The 21735-nt window shown below is 43.9% G+C and carries 15 protein-coding genes; all 15 read left to right on the plus strand.

All coding sequences use genetic code 11. The features are described from left to right. A complete protein-coding gene (locus tag NQ489_RS00155; RefSeq protein ID WP_021651243.1) occupies positions 1–894 on the plus strand; it encodes a PSP1 domain-containing protein in 894 nt (297 codons plus the stop codon). Next, entirely contained in the window at positions 884–1624 is a 741-nt protein-coding gene (locus NQ489_RS00160; RefSeq protein ID WP_021651244.1) for a tRNA1(Val) (adenine(37)-N6)-methyltransferase, read from the plus strand. The genes NQ489_RS00155 and NQ489_RS00160 overlap by 11 nt, the downstream gene beginning before the upstream one ends. A gap of 844 nt (positions 1625–2468) precedes the next feature. Continuing rightward, positions 2469–3332, plus strand: a complete 864-nt coding sequence (rsmI, locus tag NQ489_RS00165; RefSeq protein ID WP_044962018.1) for a 16S rRNA (cytidine(1402)-2'-O)-methyltransferase — start codon at positions 2469–2471, stop codon at positions 3330–3332. Between the two features lie 533 nt (positions 3333–3865). Next, positions 3866–4831 carry a hypothetical protein gene (locus tag NQ489_RS00170; protein ID WP_044961595.1) on the plus strand — a complete coding sequence of 322 codons (966 nt, stop codon included), beginning with the start codon at positions 3866–3868 and terminating at the stop codon, positions 4829–4831. 348 nt (positions 4832–5179) lie between these two features. After that, the gene (gene gyrB, locus NQ489_RS00175; protein WP_044961587.1) at positions 5180–7105 is read left to right on the plus strand and encodes a DNA topoisomerase (ATP-hydrolyzing) subunit B; all 1926 of its coding nucleotides are present in this window, start codon (positions 5180–5182) and stop codon (positions 7103–7105) included. Between the two features lie 14 nt (positions 7106–7119). Next, the gene (gene gyrA / locus NQ489_RS00180) at positions 7120–9672 is read left to right on the plus strand and encodes a DNA gyrase subunit A (protein WP_021651691.1); all 2553 of its coding nucleotides are present in this window, start codon (positions 7120–7122) and stop codon (positions 9670–9672) included. Between the two features lie 15 nt (positions 9673–9687). Then, complete coding sequence (locus NQ489_RS00185; RefSeq protein ID WP_021651690.1) at positions 9688–10317, plus strand: hypothetical protein; 630 nt, start codon at positions 9688–9690, stop codon at positions 10315–10317. A gap of 23 nt (positions 10318–10340) precedes the next feature. Continuing rightward, on the plus strand, positions 10341–11054 hold the full coding sequence (locus NQ489_RS00190; RefSeq protein WP_021651689.1) for a lysophospholipid acyltransferase family protein: 714 nt from the start codon (positions 10341–10343) through the stop codon (positions 11052–11054). A gap of 182 nt (positions 11055–11236) precedes the next feature. Beyond that, positions 11237–12703, plus strand: a complete 1467-nt coding sequence (locus NQ489_RS00195) for an alpha-L-fucosidase (RefSeq protein WP_021651688.1) — start codon at positions 11237–11239, stop codon at positions 12701–12703. 67 nt (positions 12704–12770) lie between these two features. Next, the gene (locus tag NQ489_RS00200) at positions 12771–14093 is read left to right on the plus strand and encodes an alpha-L-fucosidase (protein ID WP_021651687.1); all 1323 of its coding nucleotides are present in this window, start codon (positions 12771–12773) and stop codon (positions 14091–14093) included. A gap of 95 nt (positions 14094–14188) precedes the next feature. Next, positions 14189–15487 (plus strand): leucine-rich repeat protein, encoded by a 1299-nt coding sequence (locus NQ489_RS00205; protein ID WP_198013391.1) that lies wholly within the window; start codon positions 14189–14191, stop codon positions 15485–15487. 253 nt (positions 15488–15740) lie between these two features. Beyond that, a complete protein-coding gene (locus tag NQ489_RS00210; RefSeq protein WP_021651685.1) occupies positions 15741–19184 on the plus strand; it encodes a leucine-rich repeat protein in 3444 nt (1147 codons plus the stop codon). Positions 19185–19428: 244 nt separating this feature from the next. After that, positions 19429–19770 (plus strand): nucleotidyltransferase domain-containing protein, encoded by a 342-nt coding sequence (locus tag NQ489_RS00215; protein ID WP_015526591.1) that lies wholly within the window; start codon positions 19429–19431, stop codon positions 19768–19770. Beyond that, positions 19757–20182 (plus strand): HEPN domain-containing protein, encoded by a 426-nt coding sequence (locus tag NQ489_RS00220; RefSeq protein ID WP_044961586.1) that lies wholly within the window; start codon positions 19757–19759, stop codon positions 20180–20182. Before NQ489_RS00215 ends, NQ489_RS00220 begins: the two co-directional genes overlap by 14 nt. Positions 20183–20405: 223 nt before the next feature. Next, a complete protein-coding gene (locus NQ489_RS00225; protein ID WP_021651682.1) occupies positions 20406–21590 on the plus strand; it encodes a LacI family DNA-binding transcriptional regulator in 1185 nt (394 codons plus the stop codon). Positions 21591–21735: the final 145 nt, after the last annotated feature.

Below are 21735 nucleotides of genomic sequence, written 5' to 3' on the forward strand. Positions count from 1 at the left end.
ATGGAAAAGGTAGTTGGAGTCAGATTTCGTAACGTTGGTAAGATTTATTATTTTAATCCTAAGAATTATAAGGTGAAGGTCGGCGATCATGTGATCGTGGAGACTGCCCGTGGTGTGGAGTATGGCCGTGTTGTCCTGGAGCCGCGCAGCGTGAAGGAGGACGAGGTGGTCCATCCGCTGAAGGAGGTTCTCCGTGTTGCAACGAAGGAGGACGAGGATCATGAGGCTGAGAACCGCCAGAAGGAGAAAGAGGCTTTTAAGATCTGTAAGAAGAAGATCCGTGAGCATGGGCTTGATATGAAGCTGATCGATGCGGAGTATACCTTTGATAATAACAAGGTGCTGTTTTATTTTACAGCGGATGGCCGTATTGATTTCCGGCAGCTGGTTAAGGATCTGGCGTCTGTGTTTAAGACCAGGATCGAGCTTCGTCAGATCGGTGTCCGTGATGAGACGAAGATCCTTGGCGGTATTGGTATCTGTGGAAGGACGCTTTGCTGTCATACGTATCTTTCGGAGTTTGCGCCGGTTTCCATCAAGATGGCGAAGGAGCAGAATCTTTCTCTGAACCAGACGAAGATTTCTGGTGTCTGTGGTCGTCTGATGTGCTGTCTGAAGAATGAGCAGGAGACTTATGAGGAGCTGAACCGGAATCTTCCGGGTATCGGTGATATGGTAACGACGCCGCAGGGTGTTTCGGGTACGGTCCAGAGTGTGAATGTTCTCCGGCAGATGGTTAAGATCGTGGTTGAGGTGAATGACGAGAAGGAGATCCAGGAGTTTCCGGTCCGTGATCTGAGGTTCCGCCCTAAGAGAAAAAAGGGTAAGGGTGGTTCTGCTGACCACGAGGAGAAAGAGGTTAAAAAGGGAGATTCGAAGCCGAATGAGAAGTGATCTGGTTTATTGCGGTGAGCGTGTGGATGATCTTCAGAATGGGTTGTTTGTGATCCAGGATCCGAAGAAGTTTTGCTTTGGGATGGATGCGGTTCTGTTGTCTGGCTTTGCCCGGGTGAAGAGGGGTGAGGTTGCGCTGGATATGGGGACCGGTACGGGGATCATTCCGATCTTGCTTTCTGATCGTACGGATGGGGAGCATTTCACGGGGCTGGAGATCCAGCATGAGTGTGCGGAGATGGCTGACCGTAGTGTGAGGTATAATGGTCTTGAGGACAGGGTTCGGATCGTTGAGGGTGATATCAGGGAGGCTGCCGGGATTTTTGGGGCGGCTTCTTTTGATGTGGTGACGTGTAATCCGCCGTATATGATCGGGCAGCATGGGTTGACGAATCCGCATCTTCCGAAGGCGATTGCGAGGCATGAGATTTTGTGTTCGTTTGATGATGTGGCTTGTCAGGCTGCCCGGGTCCTGAAGGACCGGGGGCGGTTTTTTCTGGTGCACAGGCCGTTTCGGCTTGTGGAGCTGATGGCGACTTTGACGAAGTATAAGCTGGAGCCTAAGAGGATGCAGCTGGTGTATCCTTTTATTGATAAGGAGCCGAATATGGTGTTGATCGAGGCTTGTAAGGGCGGGAATTCCAGGATCCGGGTTGAGCGGCCGCTGGTGGTTTATGAGCGGCCTGGGGTTTATACGGAGGATGTTTTGGAGTTGTATTGGATGGTGTGAATGTTGTGATGTTGTGGCTTAGGGTGGCTGCCCCGGTTGTGAGAGATTGGGGTGGCTGCTCGGGAGGTTTTGGGCCATCGGCGCTGCGCTGGATGGCTGGGAGGTAGTGGTGGCTGTGGTACTTCGGTTGGTGAAGGGACGGCGAGGGGAGGCAGGCTGCTGGTGGTGACACGCTGCGCCCCCTGCTCGGCTGCGGCGCCGGTTTGCTGCCATTCGCGCAAACTCGCTTCGCTCAAACAGTGCGCTCGGTGGCAGCAGCTATCCTCACCTCGCTGACGGGGGCTCCGCTAACGTCACCACCAGCAGCCTGCCTCCCCTCGCCTGAGATTCAAAGCGAGAGATCGCAACGCGTAGCGCATTGAATATCGAAGAATACAGACACCTTGCCAGAAGTGAATCACTGAGAAAGTGAAGAAATGAAATAATATCGGCATAGCGTAGCACATTGAATATCGAAGCATACGGGCACCTTGCCGGAAGCGAACCACAGAGAAAGTGAAGAAATAAAACAACATCGGCACAGCGTAGCGCGCTGAATACCGAAGCATACAGACGCCTTGCCGGAAGTGAACCACAGAGAAAGTGAAGAAATAAAACAACATCGGCACAGCGTAGTGCGCTGAGTACCGAAGCATACAGACACAAGTCAACAAATAAGAACAGCGAATCCCTTGCACTACTTAAAAAAAGCCCAAGGGGTGTGCAGAGGGGGCGCGGCTTTGCGGCCCCTTTGCGGTTTTCAAAGTTCCCAAACTTAAACAAACCCCCGCGGTCAAGCGAAACAACTCCCCCACGGCCAAGTGGAAAACAACTCCCCGCGGTCAAGCGAGAAAAGAGGCAAATTATGAAACAAAACGGAAAACTATACTTATGCGCCACCCCCATAGGAAATCTCGAAGACATCACCCTTCGAGTACTAAGAACCCTTCGGGAAGTGGACTTAATCGCTGCGGAGGATACCCGCAACAGCATAAAACTTCTGAATCATTTTGATATAAAAACCCCCATGACCAGCTACCACGAATACAATAAGATCGATAAGGGCCATGTCCTCGTGGAAAAGCTGCTGGCGGGTACAAACATTGCGTTGATCACAGATGCAGGTACTCCGGGTATCTCAGATCCTGGGGAGGAGCTTGCCGCCATGTGCTATGAAGCCGGAATTGAAGTGACTTCACTTCCGGGTCCTGCTGCCTGCATCACTGCTCTGACTTTGTCAGGCCTGCATACCAGGCGTTTTGCTTTCGAGGCTTTTCTTCCGGCGGATAAGAAAGAACGAAAAACGATCCTGGAGGAGCTTTCCTGTGAAACCAGGACTATTATCCTGTATGAGGCACCTCACAGGCTTGTACGGACTCTTGGTGAGCTCAGAGAGGCGCTTGGCAACCGCCGGATGACTCTTTGCAGAGAGCTGACCAAGAAGCATGAGACGGCATTCCGGACTACGATCGATGATTTGATGGATTTTTATAAAGATGAGAAGCCGCTGGGTGAGTGTGTTCTTGTGATCGAGGGCAGGAGCCGCAGTGAGATGGAGGCGGAGAAGCGTGCTTCTTGGGAGGAGATTTCCATTGCGGAGCATGTGGCGATGTATGAGCAGCAGGGGAATTCCAGGAAGGATGCCATGAAGCTTGCTGCCAAGGATCGTGGTGTTTCCAAGCGGGATATTTATAAGGCGCTTCTGGATGGAGAAGGTTCTGCTGAATGATCAGGTGTAATTGTGGTACGGATCGTAGGTAACGTGATCGTGGATGATTGAATAAGCTGCATACTGTGACCAGGGATTTTTGGGAACGTATGTGGCTTTTTTTATTGTGGTAATAAAAAGGTTACTGTTCACTCCGTTCTCAGCAACACGCTTCGCGATGCACAGAATTTATGCTAATCGCATAAATCCGCGCGGTATGTCTCGGGTTTTCTGTGACCTTCGCTCACAAAAAACACCTCGCGGAATATTGCCAGTGAACAGTAACATAAAAAGTACTGTGCGGATTTTGTCGAAATGATTTGCTTGCAGTATAGACCATATTGTGGTAAGCTGATCTTATCAAAAATAAAAAGCAGTTCCGGGATTCTATGGAAATGCTGTAAAAGCATATTTTCTAAAAATAATCTTATTTTTCTATTACATTTCATATATCAGGCAGATTGCCTGTCATCTCAGAAAATTCATGCTTTTTTCCATTTTTCAGCAGGAGTTTTCAGATGAGGCTCCTTGAGATCAAAACAGAGGAGTCGTGTATGATCGTAAACAATAACAGAACAAACAGCTCTAACCTGCGGCAGTGGCATCCTGCATTTTTTGCTGATATCCAGATAGAACTGGAGGCAGAAAGGGAGAATCTGATTTTTGAGAATGAGCATCAGCTTGGGACGAAACCAATGGAGATCGATGCGCTTGTGATCAAAAAGAAATCAGATATCCCCATTAATAAAAACATCGGAAGGATCTTCCGGAAATATAATATCATTGAATATAAGAGTCCGACGGATTATATAAGCATCAATGATTTTTATAAGGTGTGTGGATATGCATTTTTTTATAAAGCGGATACGGTAACTGAGGATGAAATCCCAATTGAGGAGATTACGATCTCTTTGGTAAGCAGGGCATATCCCCGGAAGATGCTCCGCCATTTGAGGGAGTTTTGGAAATGCCGGGTAAAAAAGATGGAAGAAGGAATTTATTACGTAACAGGATCTAAGATCCCAATTCAGGTTATTGTAACGGAACAGTTGTCGAAGAAGAAAAATCTGTGGCTGAGAAGTCTGACTGATAGAATAAAAGATAAGGAAGATATGAAACGACTTCTCAATGAATACAGAGAAAAGCAGAAAAATCCTTTGTACGAATCAGTCATGCAGATGATCGTAAGGGCTAATGAAGAAAAATTCAGGGAGGCGGATTGTATGTGTGAAGCATTAAATCGGATCATACAGGATCAGATCGAGGAAAAGATAAGAAAAAGTTTACAGGCTGGCTATGATGAAGGTTATGGAATTGGAATGCAGGATGGAATAAAGGATGGGATGCAGCAGGGAATGCAGCGGGGAATGCAGCAGGGAATGCAGCAGGGAGAACATAGTATTAACAGTTTGATCCTCTGCCTTGCTGAGCTGGGGAGGACGTCTGATATCATAAGATCGGCATCAGATCCGGAATACCAGAAGAAATTGTTAAAGGAATTTGGGATTTTGCCGGAGTAGCTGAATATTTCATATGTTTTAAGAGCATATTGTGCTGTGTTTTGGGATTGCATTTAATAAGATACTTTTTTGCCTGTATTTCCTATGATTTTGCGTGGAAATACAGGCTTTTTTGTGCTATAATAAACTCTGTATTCGTATGTAAAAAATATTTATTTTACAGGTATAAATGACACTTCCGGAGCGGGTTTGAGAATTGCTTTCTGCAAAATGAAAATACAGTATTTCCTGAAATTAACAGATCAGTTTATCTTGCTCAGGATTTGATGTAATGATTTCTGAAGCTGCTATGGTTCTGCAGAAATGAATTTTCAAACACGTCCGGACGACAAGAACAGGAGGAATGACATGGGCGCAGAGAATACAGAATACGGCGCGGATCAGATCCAGATCCTGGAAGGACTGGAAGCCGTACGTAAGAGGCCTGGAATGTATATCGGAAGTACCTCCAGCCGTGGACTTCATCATCTCGTATATGAGATCGTGGATAACGCAGTCGATGAAGCACTGGCTGGTTTTTGTACGGAGATCCATGTAGATATCAATCCGGATAATTCCATTACAGTTACAGATAATGGTCGTGGTATTCCGGTTGGTATCAATCATAAGGCTGGTATTCCGGCAGTTGAGGTTGTATTTACCATTCTTCACGCAGGCGGTAAGTTCGGCGGTGGAGGATATAAGGTTTCCGGTGGTCTTCACGGTGTTGGTGCATCTGTTGTAAATGCACTTTCTGAATGGCTGGAGGTTACCATCTACCGAGAGGGTAAGGAATACAAACAGAGATATGAGCGTGGCAAGACTATGTACCCGCTGAAGGTGGTAGGTGACTGTGATCCGGGGCTTTCAGGAACGAAGGTTTATTTCCTTCCGGACAAGGAGATCTTTGAGGAGACTGTTTATGATTATGATATCCTGAAACAGAGACTTCGTGAGATGGCTTTCCTGACTAAGGGTCTTCGTATCGTTCTGGAGGATAAGAGAGAGGGACAGGAGCGCGAGAAGGTATTCCACTATGAGGGTGGTATCCGTGAGTTTGTAAGCTACCTGAACAGAAGCAAGGAGGCTCTTTACCCGGAGATCATTTACTGTGAGGGTGAGAAGGACGGCGTGTCTGTAGAGGTTGCGCTGCAGCATAATGATTCCTATACAGAGAACACCTATGGCTTTGTAAACAATATCAATACACCGGAGGGCGGTACACACATTACCGGTTTCCGTAATGCGATCACCAATACATTTAATGATTATGCACGTAAGAACAAGCTTCTCAAGGACAGTGAGCCGAACTTAAGCGGTGATGATATCCGTGAGGGCCTGACTGCGATCGTCAGTGTTAAGATCGAGAATCCGCAGTTTGAGGGTCAGACCAAGCAGAAGCTTGGAAACAGTGAGGCCAGAGGTGCGGTAGACAGTGTTGTAAGTAAACAGCTGGAGATTTTCCTGGAGCAGAATCCTGCAGTTGCCAAGGCTACCGTTGAGAAATCTGTTCTTGCACAGAGAGCCAGAGAGGCAGCCAGAAAGGCACGTGACCTTACAAGAAGAAAATCCGCACTGGACAGCATGTCGCTTCCGGGAAAGCTTGCAGACTGTTCTGACAAGAATCCGGAGAACTGTGAGATCTATATCGTAGAGGGAGATTCCGCGGGCGGTTCTGCCAAGACAGCGAGAAACCGTGCCACACAGGCGATCCTTCCGCTGCGTGGTAAGATCCTGAATGTTGAGAAGGCACGTCTGGATAAGATTTACGGAAACAAAGAGATCAAGGCAATGATCACTGCCTTCGGAACCGGAATCCATGAGGATTTTGATATTTCCAAGCTTCGTTATCACAAGATCATTATTATGACCGATGCCGATGTTGACGGTGCACATATTGCAACACTGCTTCTGACATTCCTGTATCGTTTCATGCCGGAGCTGATCAAGCAGGGATATGTATACCTGGCGCAGCCTCCTCTCTATAAAGTGGAGAAGAACAAAAGGGTATGGTATGCATATGACGATGATGAGCTGAACAATATCCTTACCGAGATCGGACGTGACGGAAACAATAAGATCCAGCGTTATAAAGGTCTGGGTGAGATGGATGCCGAGCAGCTCTGGGAGACTACTATGGACCCTGAGAAGAGAATCCTTCTCCGTGTGACCATGGACGAAGCTGCCACATCTGAGATCGATCTGACATTTACCACTCTTATGGGAGACAAGGTAGAGCCAAGACGTGAATTTATCGAAGAAAATGCAAGATTCGTTAAGAATCTTGATATCTAGGAGAATAAAGAAGAATGGAAGATAATATTTTTGACAAAGTCCACGAAGTGGATCTGGAAAAAACGATGAAGGAATCTTACATCGACTATGCCATGAGTGTTATCGCCTCACGAGCTTTGCCTGATGTAAGAGACGGTCTGAAGCCGGTACAGCGCCGAGTTCTGTACTCTATGATCGAGCTGAATAATGGTCCTGACAAGCCACACAGAAAATGTGCGCGTATTGTCGGTGATACCATGGGTAAATATCATCCGCACGGTGACAGCTCCATCTATGGTGCGCTGGTCAATATGGCTCAGGAATGGTCCACAAGATATCCGCTGGTTGACGGACATGGAAACTTTGGCTCTGTGGATGGTGACGGTGCGGCTGCCATGCGATATACAGAGGCACGTCTCAGCAAGATATCCATGGAGATGCTTGCTGACATCAACAAGGATACGGTTGATTTTCAGCCGAACTTTGATGAAACAGAGCGTGAGCCGGTTGTGCTTCCGGCACGTTTTCCGAACCTTTTGGTAAACGGTACTACAGGTATTGCGGTAGGTATGGCAACCAATATTCCGCCGCATAACCTTCGTGAAACTATCAATGCAGTTGTTAAGATCATTGACAACATTGTAGAAGAAGACAGAGAAACAGCTATGGAGGAGCTTCTTGAGATCGTAAAGGGACCGGACTTCCCTACAGGAGCGACCATCCTCGGAACGAGAGGGATCGAGGAAGCTTACCGTACCGGACGTGGCAAGATCCGTGTCCGTGCGGTGACGAATATCGAGACTTTGCCAAACGGTAAATCCCGTATCGTGGTTACCGAGCTCCCGTACCTTGTAAACAAGGCACGTCTGATCGAGAAGATCGCAGAGCTTGTCCGTGACAAAAAGATCGACGGGATCACAGACCTGAACGACCATTCCAGCCGTGAGGGTATGCGAATCTGTATTGATCTTCGTAAGGATGCCAATGCCAACGTGATCCTGAATCTGCTTTACAAGCATACACAGCTGCAGGATACTTTTGGTGTGATCATGCTTTCGCTTGTTCCAAATCATGGAAGTATGGAACCGAAGGTTCTGAATCTGAAAGAGATGCTGGAGTACTATCTGGAGCATCAGGAGAATGTAGTTCGCAGAAGAACACAGTATGATCTTAATAAGGCACAGGAGAGAGCCCATATTTTAGAGGGTCTTCTGAAAGCACTTGATAATATTGACGAAGTGATCCGCATCATCCGTGGTTCCCGCAACGTACAGATCGCCAAGCAGGAGCTGATCGAACGTTTTGAGCTGACAGATGTGCAGGCACAGGCGATCGTGGATATGCGTCTCCGTGCACTGACAGGTCTGGAAAGAGAGAAGCTGGAGGCTGAGTATGCAGAGCTTATGGAGAAGATCCGCAAGTTCCAGGCAATCCTTGCTGACCGCAAGCTCCTTCTCCGGGTGATCCGTGAGGAGATCCTTGCCATTGCAGAGAAATACGGCGATGACAGAAAGACTTCCATCGGATACGATGTATATGATATCTCTACAGAGGATCTGATCCCGAGAGAAAATACAGTGATCGCAATGACAAAGCTTGGTTATATCAAGCGTATGACCGTTGACAACTTCCGCAGCCAGAACCGTGGCGGCAGAGGAATCAAGGGTATGCAGACGATTGAGGATGACTATATCGAAGAGCTTCTGATGACGACAACGCACCATTATCTCATGTTCTTTACTAATACAGGACGTGTATACAGACTGAAGGCATATGAGATCCCGGAGGCCGGTCGTACAGCCAGAGGAACTGCGATCATCAATCTTCTGCAGCTTGCACCGGGAGAAAAGATCACAGCTGTGATCCCGCTTCGTAAATATGAAGAGGGGCATTATCTGATGATGGCCACCAAGAAAGGCCTTGTGAAGAAAACTCCGATCAAGGATTACGAGAATGTCCGTAAGACAGGTCTTACAGCAATCGTTCTCCGTGATGATGACGAGCTGATCGAGGTTAAGGCTACTGATAATAACAAAGATATTATTCTTGTGACCAGGGACGGACAGTGTATCCGCTTTAAGGAAACGGATGTCCGCAGCACAGGCCGTGCGTCCATGGGAGTAAGAGGTATGAATCTTACTGACGGTGATGAAGTTGTTGCCATGCAGCTGAACACTCAGGGAGATTATCTGCTTGTAGTTTCCGAGAACGGAATGGGCAAACGTACAGCTATGAGTGAGTTCGTTGTCCAGAACCGTGGCGGTAAGGGTGTGAAGTGCTACAAGATCACCGAGAAGACCGGAAATGTTGTCGGCGCCAAGGCTGTCAACGAAGAGAACGAGATCATGATGATCACTACAGAGGGTATCATTATCCGTCTGCAGTGTGCGGATATCTCTGTTCTTGGAAGGATCACCTCCGGTGTGAAGATGATCAATCTTACAGAGGGTGTAACCGTTGCAAGTATCGCCAAGGTAAGAGATAAAGATCCGGAAGCAGATACAAATGCCGAAAAAGCTGACGGAGAAACCGGCGATAACGAAGAAGGCTCTGCAGAGGAAGCTGTCACAGGCAGTGAAGAGGAATAAGGTCGAGGATAAGTCATGACGACGACAAAGAAAAAACGCAGAAAAAAATCAGTAAAGAAGCTGAAATACTCTAATAAAAAACTGAATTTTGTCCACATTGCGACACTGGCGGGGATCATTCTGATCCTGCTGGTGATCGTTCTGGCGGCCAGAGGCTGCGGAAAGATCAGCCACAGAACTCCGGAGGGGGTTGTGGAAGGCTACATCAAAGCGGCAGCAGCAGGCAAGAATAAAAAGATGCAGAGCTGTTACAGTGCGGATAAGTTATCGGATGAGGCGAAAACAGAGATTTCCTCCACGATAAAATATTTTCAGGCCCATGGAGTAAAGGATGTAAATATCGACAGCTGTGGCTCCATTTCTGAAAACAAAAATTATTCTTATGTTTATATCCGCTATAATCTTGTTCTGGAGAACGAGCAGGAATATCCATGTATCAGTACCTATCTTGTAAAGGTCCAGGACAAAAAGTATTATCTGTATGCGCCTTCTGAGATTTCAGATAAGATCAGCCAGCAGGCTGCTAAGGATTATCAGAAATTTATGACTACGAAAACCTATACAGATTATACAAAGGCTTATGAGGTTTTTCTGAAAAAGAATCCGGGATACGAGGATAAGATCGCAGGGAAACTGAACGGATAAAGCAGAGGCGGGAGGATGTAAGAATGAAGCGGATTTTGCTGATGGTGCTCAGAAATATAGTCTTTGTTCCTTACTGGTGGATCAAGCTTTGCTGGTATGCAGCGCATACAGATGATTATCCGGAAGAGAAGAAATACGCATTCCTGAGACTGGTAGATGAGCATGCCATCGAAGGCGGAAATATCCATATTGATGTGCATGGAGCTGAAAATATCCCAAAAGAAAAGGGATTTATGTTTTTTCCGAATCACCAGGGACTGTTTGATGTGCTGGCGATCATCCGGGCATGCCCGGTTCCTTTTTCGGTAGTTGCCAAGAAGGAAGTTGGAGAGATTCCTTTTCTGAAGCAGGTTTTTGCCTGTATGAAGGCCTTTATCATTGACAGGGAAGACCTGAAGCAGTCCATGCAGGTCATCGTCAATGTAATACGGGAAGTGAAGGCTGGTCGTAATTATCTGATCTTTCCGGAGGGAACCAGAAGTAAAAACGGAAATCATCCGGGGCCGTTCAAGGGCGGCAGCTTCAAGACTGCCACCAAGACGAAATGCCCGATCGTTCCGGTTGCACTGATCGATTCCTTTAAGGCTTTTGATACCGGTTCTACAGAGAGGATCACCGTACAGGTGCATATCCTTCCTCCGATGTATTATGAGGAATACAAAGATATGCATACCACAGAGCTCGCAGAAGAAGTGAAGAGACGGATCGAAAAGGTGATCGAAGAGAATATTATGTAAAAAAGAAAAGACTTTGATGAAGTTGGAATAAAAACATCATCAAGGTCTTTTTTTTGTTGTATGTTTTATATAAAAACGAAACGTTTTATTTGTGAATTGTTGGGCATATACAACCAAAAGGTTTGATGATAACATAGAGGCATCCATACAATATAAATAAAAGATGTAAAGAGGACGAACAGATGAAAAAAGAAGAATACCTTTCTCTGATCGATGAGGTGATCGCACAGGGACCATACACGGATACCTGGGATTCTCTCTGTGAGCATCCTACGCCGAAGTGGTATGCAAGAGATAAATTCGGAATTTTTATCCACTGGGGTGTTTACAGTGTTCCGGCTTTCGGAAATGAATGGTATCCCAGAAATATGTATGTGAAAGGCTCTAAGGAGAACCTGCATCATACAGAGAAATACGGAACTCTGGATAAATTCGGTTACAAGGATTTTATTCCTCAGTTTAAGGCTGAGAAGTTTGATCCGAAGGAATGGGCGGCCTTATTTAAAGAGGCGGGGGCGAAATTCGTAGTTCCGGTAGCGGAGCATCACGATGGATTTCAGATGTATGCCAGTGACCTTTGTCGCTGGAACGCTGCTGAGATGGGACCGAAAAGAGATATTCTCGGAGAGCTGAAGACAGAGGTTGAGAAAGAGGGAATGGTTCTCGGTGCTTCTTCTCACAGAGCAGAGCATTACTGGTTCTTTAACGGAGGTCGTCAGATCCCGGAGGCTGATGTCAATGATCCGGAATATGCGGATCTTTATGGGCCGGCAGCAGGAATCACCAGAGATATGAGTGATATTTATGACAATCCTCCGACAGAGGAGCATATGCAGGACTGGCTTGTCCGCACCTGCGAGATCGTGGATAAATATCAGCCATCTATCGTGTATTTTGACTGGTGGATCCAGCAGTATGCATGGAAACCGTATCTTCGTAAATTTGCAGCATATTATTACAACCGTTCTGCACAGTGGGGAAAAGAAACAGCTATTGATGCCAAATTTGACGCATATGTTTACGGCAGCGCAGTCAATGATCTGGAAAGAGGTCAGTTAGACCATATCACGCCGGATCTGTGGCAGAATGATACGTCTGTAGCTAAGAACTCCTGGGGCTATACAATTGGAAATGATTATAAGAAGCCTTCCGATGTAGTGCTGGATCTGATCGATGTAGTCAGCAAAAATGGTGCACTTCTTCTTAATATCGGACCGAAGCCGGATGGAACAATTCCGGAAGAGGATGCACATATCCTGAGAGAAATGGGAAAATGGCTGAAGGTAAACGGAGAGGCGATATACGGAACCAGATATTGGAAGACATTCGGAGAGGGACCGACGGTGGTTCCGGAGGGACATTTCACGGATACCTATGATAAGCACTTTACTTCTGAGGATATCCGTTTTACAAGTAAGAGCAATCATATTTATGCGACTGTTCTGCACTGGCCGGAGGATGGAGAGATCCATATTAAAGCTCTTGGCAATGATATGAAGCTTTTGAAATCCACGATCCGGGATATTGAGATCCTCGGAACAGATCTGCATCCGGCATTTGCGAGAAATAAAGAACTGGATATTTCCTGCGGAAGAGGGGTTATTGAGGCGGGAGATATGCCGGTGGTATTGAAGATCACAGTAGAATAGCTGTTGGGGGAAGCAAGTAAATTATAATGTCTTTTTGAAAGGACAGAAAGGATAAGGTATTTTAATTATGGGAGATGTAAGATTCACAGGAAACTGGAACTCTGTAAATGCACACACAGTTCCAAAATGGTATGAGGATTGTAAATTTGGAATTTTTATCCATTGGGGAATTTATTCCGTGCCGGCATTTGCACCGCATACATGGGAGCTGGGAGAGGTTGATTCTAAGGAATGGTTTGCGGATAATCCGTATGCAGAATGGTATTACAATTCTCTGAACATTGGAAAAGGCCCTACATATAAGCATCATATAGAAAAATACGGAAAAGATTTCAAATACGAAGATTTTATTCCTATGTGGAAAGCTGAAAACTGGGATCCGAAGCAGTGGGCAGAGATTTTTAAAGAAGCAGGTGCGGAGTATGTTGTTCTGACAACCAAGCATCATGACGGATTCTGCCTGTTCCCAAGTAAATATACACATTTCAATTCCGTAGAAATGGGACCGAAGAGAAATATCACCGGTGAGCTGACAGAAGCTGTCCGTGACGAAGGAATCCGCATGGGCCTGTATTATTCCGGACTGATCGACTGGCAGTATGCAAACGATCCTATTTTTGAGGATGATGATCTGTTTGGAACAGCCAGCCCGACATTTGCATATGCAGATTATTCCTATAATCAGATGAAAGAGCTTGTAGATGATTATGCACCGAGTGTGTTCTGGAATGATATCGGATGGCCGACACAGAGTGAAGAGATGATGCCGTATTTCTTTGCACATTATTACAATAAGGTTCCGGAGGGTGTGGTAAATGACCGTTTCAACGGACGTTATCACGATTTCCTTACTAAGGAATATAAATCCGGTTCTGTAAACAGAAATGAGAAATGGGAGATGTGCCGTGGAATGGGCTTATCCTTCGGTTATAATGCCAACGAAGGCGATGACAAGCTGATCTCTGTTCCGGATCTGATCTCACTTCTTGTCGGAACAGTGGCAAATAACGGAAATCTTCTCCTGAACATCGGCCCGAAGGCAGATGGAACTATCCCGGAGGAGCAGGTAAGAAGACTGAAGATCCTGGGTGCATGGCTGAAGGTAAACCATGACGGTATTTACGGAACACGCTGCAGTGACCGTGAATCTGAGCTGCTTGAGAGTGGAATCGAGCTCCATTATACACAGAAAGACGGAAATCTGAATGTGTTTGCAGATCATCTGAAGGAAGGTGCCAATGAATTCCTGATCAAGGGCTATCACGGGGCGCTGAGACCATTTGATCCGGCAGTGAAGGTAGAAACTGAAGATACTGCAGAAGGACTTCTTGTGAAGATCCCGGAATATAAAGAAGATATGTATGTGGTTGGATTAACCAACAGATTCTAAATAATGAACATGAGGACCGGATGTATGTCGGTCCTTTTGTTGCTACATGGGAGAAGATCGTGGATATCCGATTGATTCTCAGGGAGGGAGCTTTTATGTTTGGGAAAAAAATCGCAATACTGTTATCAACGGCAATGATCCTGACAGGGTCCTGTGTATCTTCTGTGGCTGTACATGCACAGACTGGTTATGCGGCTGAATATGCACAGGAAGCATCGGCAGCAGGTGTGCAGAGCACTGCAAAGCTTGTTGCGAAGGGCTCCTGTGGAAGTAAAGCTGTTTACCGGTTGTACTCCAATGGAAACCTGCAGATACAGGGAAAAGGGGAGGTTAAGGTTACCGATGATTTTTCATACAGATCAGCAATGATAAAAACAGTAACCGTTGCATCTGGGATCACGGGAATCGGTGACAGAACCTTTTCAGACTGCAGAAATATGAAGAGGATTTCGTTGCCGGGAACTCTGCGGAGTATTGGGGTAAGAGCATTTGGAGATACTGCGATCACCAGGATCAAGCTTCCTGATGGACTGAAAAGCATTGGTGCATATGCTTTTTACCAGAGTAAGCTTATGAGCCTGGATGTACCGAAAACTGTAACAAAAATTGATGAATATGCTTTCAGTTACTGTAACAGTCTGGAATCTGTCATCATTCCGGGAAGTGTGAAAATATTACCGGAATCGTTATTTGAGGCAGATATGAAACTGAAAAAGGTTGCGCTTGGACAGGGCGTTTCCAGGATAGAAAGAGCGGCCTTTCGGCATTGCGGTTTGACAGGAGTAAGCTTTCCGGACAGTGTTACGGTTATTGGTGAAGGTGCGTTTTCTTTTTGTCCAGATCTCAGAAAGGTGTCGTTGCCGAAGAAGCTTACAGAGATCGGGAACGGTGTATTCAGTAATTGTCGAAAACTGGGGAATATTACAGTACCTGCCAGTGTGAAAAAGATCAGAAGCCATGTTTTTTATGATTGCCTGGCAATGAAAAAGATTACGATCCTCAACAGTAAAACAGTGATAGAAAAAGAAGCGATCGGCTATAATTTCAATAGTGGAAAAAATAAAACTTTTGTCATTGCCGGAAAAAAGGGTTCTACTGCTCAGACTTACGCAAAGAAAAATGGGTTCCGTTTTTTGAACAATACTGCCGCAGTAAGGACCGCAAAGATGACCGGCGTGCCCAAAACAAAAACCATACTTCGTGGAAAAACATATACGATCCAGGCAGTGACCGTGCCGTATTACAGCGACGAAAAGATTCTTTTCCGTTCCTCGGATCGCAGGATCGCTACGGTAAATTCCAAAGGTGTTGTAAAGGGAATCCGAAAAGGGACGGCCGTGATCACCGTGCAGAGCGGAGCGAAAAAACTGAACTGTAAGATAACGGTGAAGTAACGATGAAGCAGGCGTACGTAAAATCGCCATAACAGTGAAAGAATACAAAAGAAAATAAAAACAGAAGCCCGGCAGATGAAACATGGAGAGTTATCACATGTGCAGCTGCCGGGTTTTTTATAGTAGAAAAAATGTTAAAAAATGTCTGTAAACAGACAAAATATGACAAAAATATTCTAAACAAAGCTTGATTAAATGTGATGGGAAATTTATAATTTTATTATAAATGTGAATTTGAAAATGGGGGAAATCTATGAAGAAAAAGAATATTGCATGGCTGCTGTCTGCGGCTATGATCCTGACAACAGCGTCGGCCCCGGTGGAGACGGTGTCTGTGTATGCGGCTGAGGAATTCCAGGCGGAGACAGATGAAGCAGAAGGAACGGAAATAGCTTCAGAGGATTCGCAGGATAATGACACCAGTAACCTTGAACTATTTGAGGACAGCACCGAAGAACTGGAGAAGGACGCGGAAGCAGATAATTCTGATACAGAAGAATTACAGGCAGATGTGAAAGACGACTTTTCAGACGGAGAAGCAGCAGTTGTCGGTGCGGGCGAAAGTTCGGAAGTTGTTAGTTGTGGAAGTTTTGGAAATGGAAATAATGCTACTTATGAACTTTATGAGGATGGACGACTTGTGATTGAGGGGAGTGGAGAGCTATCTTCGGATCGATTCATTAGTGATCAAAGGGTTAAAAGAGTAGAAATTGGAGAGGGAATTACATTACTTGAATATAGGTCATGGAATGGTGTATTTGCAGGTTGTAAGAATTTAACCAGTGTAACATTGCCAAAAAGTTTAACAAGTTTGGGAAACTATACATTTTCAGGATGCAGTAATTTAAAAGAAATTACTTTGCCGGATGGAATTGTTAATCTAGGATATGGTGCATTTGAAGAGTGTAGTAGCTTGAAGAGTATTAATATTCCTCAGGGAATAACAACTATAGAAAGTAATGTTTTTAGTGGATGTAGTAGTTTGGAAAATATTAATATTCCGGATAACGTGACAAGTATAAAAGAAAATGCATTTAGAGGATGTAGTAGTTTAAAGGATAGTAGTATTAAATTATCAGACAATATAACGGAAATAGGTAACTATGCGTTTAGTGGCTGTGCATTAAAAAATTTTGTATTACCAGAAACAGTAATAGATGTGGGTGATGGGTTATTTTATGGATGTTGGGATTTAAGAAGTGTGAAATTACCTGAAAACATGAAACGTATAGGCGAAGAGATGTTTTTTGGATGTGGACGATTAGAGAATATTGTTTTGCCGGATAGCATTACAGAGATTGGCAATAGGGCATTTTGGCAATGTGGTTTAACAGAAATTAAGTTACCAAAAGATATAACGAGTATAGGAAACAGTGCATTTTTTAATAGTGAAATATTAAAGATCTATTTTCCAGAAGGTCTGAAAACGATAGGAAATGCGGCTTTTTCTTATTGTAAATTTAGAAGTATTGAACTTCCAGATACAGTAACAGATATCGGAGAAAGTGCATTTAACTGGAATTTTAATCTTCAATCAATAAATATTCCAAAGAATATAACTGAGATAAAAAAGGGTACATTTTGGGAATGTAGCTCCTTACAAAATATCATACTTCCAGATGGGGTGACAAAGATTGGAAAGAATGCATTCACTGACACGATTTTGGGAGAAGTAACTTTACCAGACAGCGTAACAACGATTGAAGAGTCTGCGTTTGAGAATTGTGGTTTAAATCGAATCAAATTTTCAAAGAATCTTACAGAAATTCCATATGGAGCATTTTCCAACTGTACCAGTCTGACAGAGATCATTCTTTCGGACAATATAACACATGTTGATACCAATGCATTTTTTAATTGTACATATCTGAGAAGTGTTTACATTGCGAATGCATCCACAGTGATAGAAAAAAAGGCATTTGGTTATAATGCAGATGGTACAAAGCAGAATATTCTTATTATGGGACATAAAGGTTCTACGGCGGAAACATATGCTACGGAAAACAGTTTTTCGTTCCATAACATAAAGTATCCACTTACCTTTCATAAAGAATCTAAGCCAACCTGTACAAGTGATGGAAACTATCAATATTGGCACTGCGAAGTATGTGGCAGGGATTTTTGTAATGCAGAAGGTTCAAGTGTAGTATGGGGCGGTCTGACTATCAGTAAACTGGGTCATAATCTGACCTATTATGCAGGAAAAAGCGCAACCTGTACACAGTCAGGCAATCAGTCATATTATCATTGTGAAACCTGCGGCAAAAATTTTTCTGACTGGAATGGTGAAACGGAGATTTCAGAGAAGGATATCATGATTCCGGCATTGGGGCATCAGATGGAATACCATGAGAAAAATGAGCCGAATTGTATACATGGAGGTATGGAAGCTTATTATTACTGCAATAATTGTTATCAATATTTCCTTGATCAGGAAGGAACTCAGATAGTAGAAGAAGCAGATTTGATGATTCCGACAGAACCTCAGAATCATACAATGAGATATATTGAGGGATATGAAGCAACCTGTACAAATGAGGGAAGAAAAAGTTACTATATTTGTGATTACTGTCAGCAGATGTTCTTTGATGAAAAGGGAACCGAGAAGGTTACGGAAGATAGTGAGCTGATAATACCGATGACGAATGAGCACATTCTGGAATTAGAAAAGGGATATCCGGCGGAGTGTCTGAATCCGGGAATGAAGGATACCTATCGTTGTACATCCTGCGGGAAACATTTTTTGGATAAAGATGGAAAAGAAGAAATACAGCAGGACAGCGATGTGCTCATTCCGGAACTGGGACATAAATTTACGGACGAGCAATGGGTAAATCATGGTTCAGGCAAACACACTGTCAGCAAAGGAAATCCAACTCCGATATTTTTTACAGCGGATTACCAGCAGCATTTTAAATGTGAACGGTGTGGTTTTCAGGACTGGGGAGAAACTCGGACCTACAATATGAGTGTAAATACGGATCAGGTTACATTAAAAAATGGACAGTCTACTACAGCTATCCGGGTATCTGATTTTGCCAACGGCGATTATCTGAAGAGTGTAACACCGAAGGACACCGGCCTTGTAACCGTTTCCAATGTGAATAAGAACGGCACATTTAAACTTACCGCAAAAAATAAAAACGGTTCAACATGGGTGACGATCACATTGAATAGTGGCGTGAAGACCAATATACTGGTTACAGTCAGAGTCACTACACAGGCGATTACAAACATGAAGTCCACAGTCAGTGTAGTCAAAGGAAAAAAAGTAACTCTGAAACCTGTTCTGAAGCCGGTTACAAGCAAGGATAAGATTACATACAGTTCCTCCAACAGTAAGATCGCAGCAGTAAATTCCAAGGGTGTTATCACAGGAAAGAAAGTCGGCACTGCAAAGATCACAGTAAAAGCCGGAAGTAAAAAAGTTATTGTCACTGTTAAGGTCACAAAGATCAAAACAACAAAACTCACCGGTGTACCAAAAACAAAGACCGTGAACAGAGGAAAAACCTTCACCATCAAAGCCGTTGCAACACCAAGAAATACTGATGAGAAGGTCACTTACAGATCATCCGACAAAAAAATCGCAACTGTCACATCCAAAGGTGTTGTAAAAGGCATCCGAAAAGGGACTGCAACCATCACCGTTCAGAGTGGTTCTAAAAAACTGACCTGTAAGGTAACGGTTAAATAATTCAAGGGATATTAGCAATCCGCATTTGTTATTTGCGCATAGTTATATCTTATATATTTGAGCACGCAAAACAGACTGGAGCTTGATAAGAATATATATCAGGTTCTCAGTCTGTTTTTGTATGTCTGGAGAATTATGTCGAAAAAATTTCATTGCGGAATAATGATATAAAAGCGTATAATTAAATGGAAGAAATAGTGGTTATCGAATAAAGATGTTTTATCAGATAGAAGGGGGCGGGATTATGCCGGTATCGATGAAGACATTGTTGGAACAATACACAAAAATATTACAGAAAATATATGGGAAACATTTGAAAAGTGTTATTTTATACGGCTCATATGCCAGAGGAGATTATAGAGAAGATTCTGATATCGATATTATGATTCTCCTTGATCTGTCTGATATAGATATTAAGCAGTATCGTCATGAATTGGCAGGAGAAACTTTTGATTTTAATATGGATCATGATCTTGATATTAAGCCAATTGCAAAAAGTGAAAAACATTTTCTGAATTGGGTTGATGTTTATCCATTTTATGCAAATGTAAAGAAAGAGGGGGTAAAATTATTTGATGCAGCCTGATGAAAAAGGAACGCAGAAAGATCTTATTTTTTATCGGATTGAAACTGCCCAAAGTGATATTAAAGCTGCGGAAATTCTTTTGAATGCAAAAGAATTTCGAGGTGCTAATAATCGGGCATATTATGGTATTTATCATGCAATTTCAGCAATACATGCACTAGATGGAAATGCATATAAACGTCATAAAGATGCATTAGCAAATTTCAATAAGAATTATATTAAAACAGAGATTTTTCCCAGAAAACTTGGACGAAAAATCGTAGAAGCAGAAGAAATCAGACATGCCAGCGATTATGATGATTTTTATATTGCAACAAGAGAAGAAGCAGAAGAACAGATAGAAACGGGTAAACAATTATTGGAATTGATAGAAGAATATATCAAAAGAAAATTAAAGGACAATAATAAGTGATGATCGCAAAAAATACCTTCCACAGTAACTCTGTGTAAGGTATTTTTTTGTAGTGTGCCTTGCTTGGTAATGTAATGCTAAATGAGATGGGCAAGGCGCAGAATCTGGGTGGTATACTGGAAGATGCAGCAAAAAAAAAGAACACGTTTTCACAAAATAAGATTGACTTTTTTCAAAACTCTTATTATCATATAAAACATATTTAATTACTATGAAATAAGGAATGATAAAAAGTTTTGTTACACTGATGATGCTGAGTTACATAGATGACGTTGAGCAGCTTACAGGACTGGTAGCGGGTAGACTTTTTTCAGAGGGAGGGGACGGGTACATGTCCATCAAGAAGATCGCAGAAAAGGCAGGGGTTTCACCGGCGACGGTTTCCAGAGTTTTAAACAATCCCAATTATAAATGTTCTGTTTCCGGACTCAGGGACAAGATATGGAAAACAGCTATCGAGATGAATTATGTGCCCAACGAGGCGGCCCGGAATCTGAAAAAAGGCGTTTCCGCAAAGCAGGAGAAAACCTGGTACATCAATATCCTGATGACAAGAACCGATTCTTCCACAACGGATCCGTTTTTTGCGGAGCTCCTTCGGGTGATCGAAAGTGAGATCCATGATAAAAACTGTATTCTTTCCAAAGTATGGTATATGTCTGTGTTTTCCGATGACCGGAAGTGCCGAAGGGAGAATCTGGACCGGCTGATCGACGGAATGTATGATGAGGTGGAAGGGAAAAGGGACGGACTGATCATCATCGGCAGATGTAATAAAGAGGCTTTGAAGAAGCTGAATAAGAAGTATAAGAGTGTGGTATCGGTGAACCGGAATTCTACCAATTATGAAGTGGATGAGGTCCTTTGCGATGGGAAAAAGATCGCAGCAGCGGCAGTGGAATATCTGATCTCCCTGGGTCACAAAAATATCGGATATATTGGCCAGTGCCATAGCGAAGACCGGTATAACGGATATCTGGAAACACTGAAGAAGCATGATCTGGATGTGATACCGGAGTATGTTATCGAAACAAAGCAGACTGAGGCCGAGGGCTACGAGGCTATGGAAAAGTTCTTTCAGTCGGACGACATGCCAACCGGAATCTACTGTGCCAATGATATTTCGGCGATCGGAATGCTGAAGTGCCTGAATAAATTTCGGAACCGGTATTATATGCCTTCGATCATATCCAGCGATGATATACAGGAGGCACAGTTTACCAGACCGATGCTGACAACGGTGAGCCTGCCCAAGGAGGATATGGGAAAATTTGCATTATACCTGCTGCTGGACCGACTAAAGGGCGGACATTCCGGTATTGTGCGAATGGAGCTGGAAGGCAGACTGATGATACGGAACAGCTGCAGCAGTGAGGAGGACAGTATGTGGAGCGATTATTGTATCTGAGGATTGCGGATGCGCAGATATAGTGACAGACAGGATGCAGTTGCGCTATGACCAGAGTATTTCGTGAAAACGTTTTCAGATATTCCTATTTAATTAATGGGAATAATATGGTTTAATGTATTCAATTCAAAAAAAATTGCAGAAC

This window comes from Blautia sp. KLE_1732_HM_1032, assembly GCF_025147905.1.
GTDB classification, from domain to species: Bacteria; Bacillota; Clostridia; order Lachnospirales; family Lachnospiraceae; genus Blautia_A; species Blautia_A fusiformis.

Excerpts from the sequence above, each read along its gene's own strand:
- NQ489_RS00160 (WP_021651244.1), top strand. The coding sequence starts at position 884 with ATGAGAAGTGATCTGGTTTATTGCGGTGAGCGTGTGGATGATCTTCAG.
- NQ489_RS00170 (WP_044961595.1), top strand. The coding sequence starts at position 3,866 with ATGATCGTAAACAATAACAGAACAAACAGCTCTAACCTGCGGCAGTGG.
- gyrB (WP_044961587.1), top strand. The coding sequence starts at position 5,180 with ATGGGCGCAGAGAATACAGAATACGGCGCGGATCAGATCCAGATCCTG.
- NQ489_RS00155 (WP_021651243.1), top strand. The coding sequence starts at position 1 with ATGGAAAAGGTAGTTGGAGTCAGATTTCGTAACGTTGGTAAGATTTAT.
- gyrA (WP_021651691.1), top strand. The coding sequence starts at position 7,120 with ATGGAAGATAATATTTTTGACAAAGTCCACGAAGTGGATCTGGAAAAA.
- NQ489_RS00215 (WP_015526591.1), top strand. The coding sequence starts at position 19,429 with ATGCCGGTATCGATGAAGACATTGTTGGAACAATACACAAAAATATTA.
- NQ489_RS00200 (WP_021651687.1), top strand. The coding sequence starts at position 12,771 with ATGGGAGATGTAAGATTCACAGGAAACTGGAACTCTGTAAATGCACAC.
- NQ489_RS00190 (WP_021651689.1), top strand. The coding sequence starts at position 10,341 with ATGAAGCGGATTTTGCTGATGGTGCTCAGAAATATAGTCTTTGTTCCT.
- NQ489_RS00195 (WP_021651688.1), top strand. The coding sequence starts at position 11,237 with ATGAAAAAAGAAGAATACCTTTCTCTGATCGATGAGGTGATCGCACAG.
- NQ489_RS00205 (WP_198013391.1), top strand. The coding sequence starts at position 14,189 with ATGTTTGGGAAAAAAATCGCAATACTGTTATCAACGGCAATGATCCTG.
- NQ489_RS00185 (WP_021651690.1), top strand. The coding sequence starts at position 9,688 with ATGACGACGACAAAGAAAAAACGCAGAAAAAAATCAGTAAAGAAGCTG.
- NQ489_RS00210 (WP_021651685.1), top strand. The coding sequence starts at position 15,741 with ATGAAGAAAAAGAATATTGCATGGCTGCTGTCTGCGGCTATGATCCTG.
- rsmI (WP_044962018.1), top strand. The coding sequence starts at position 2,469 with ATGAAACAAAACGGAAAACTATACTTATGCGCCACCCCCATAGGAAAT.
- NQ489_RS00225 (WP_021651682.1), top strand. The coding sequence starts at position 20,406 with ATGATAAAAAGTTTTGTTACACTGATGATGCTGAGTTACATAGATGAC.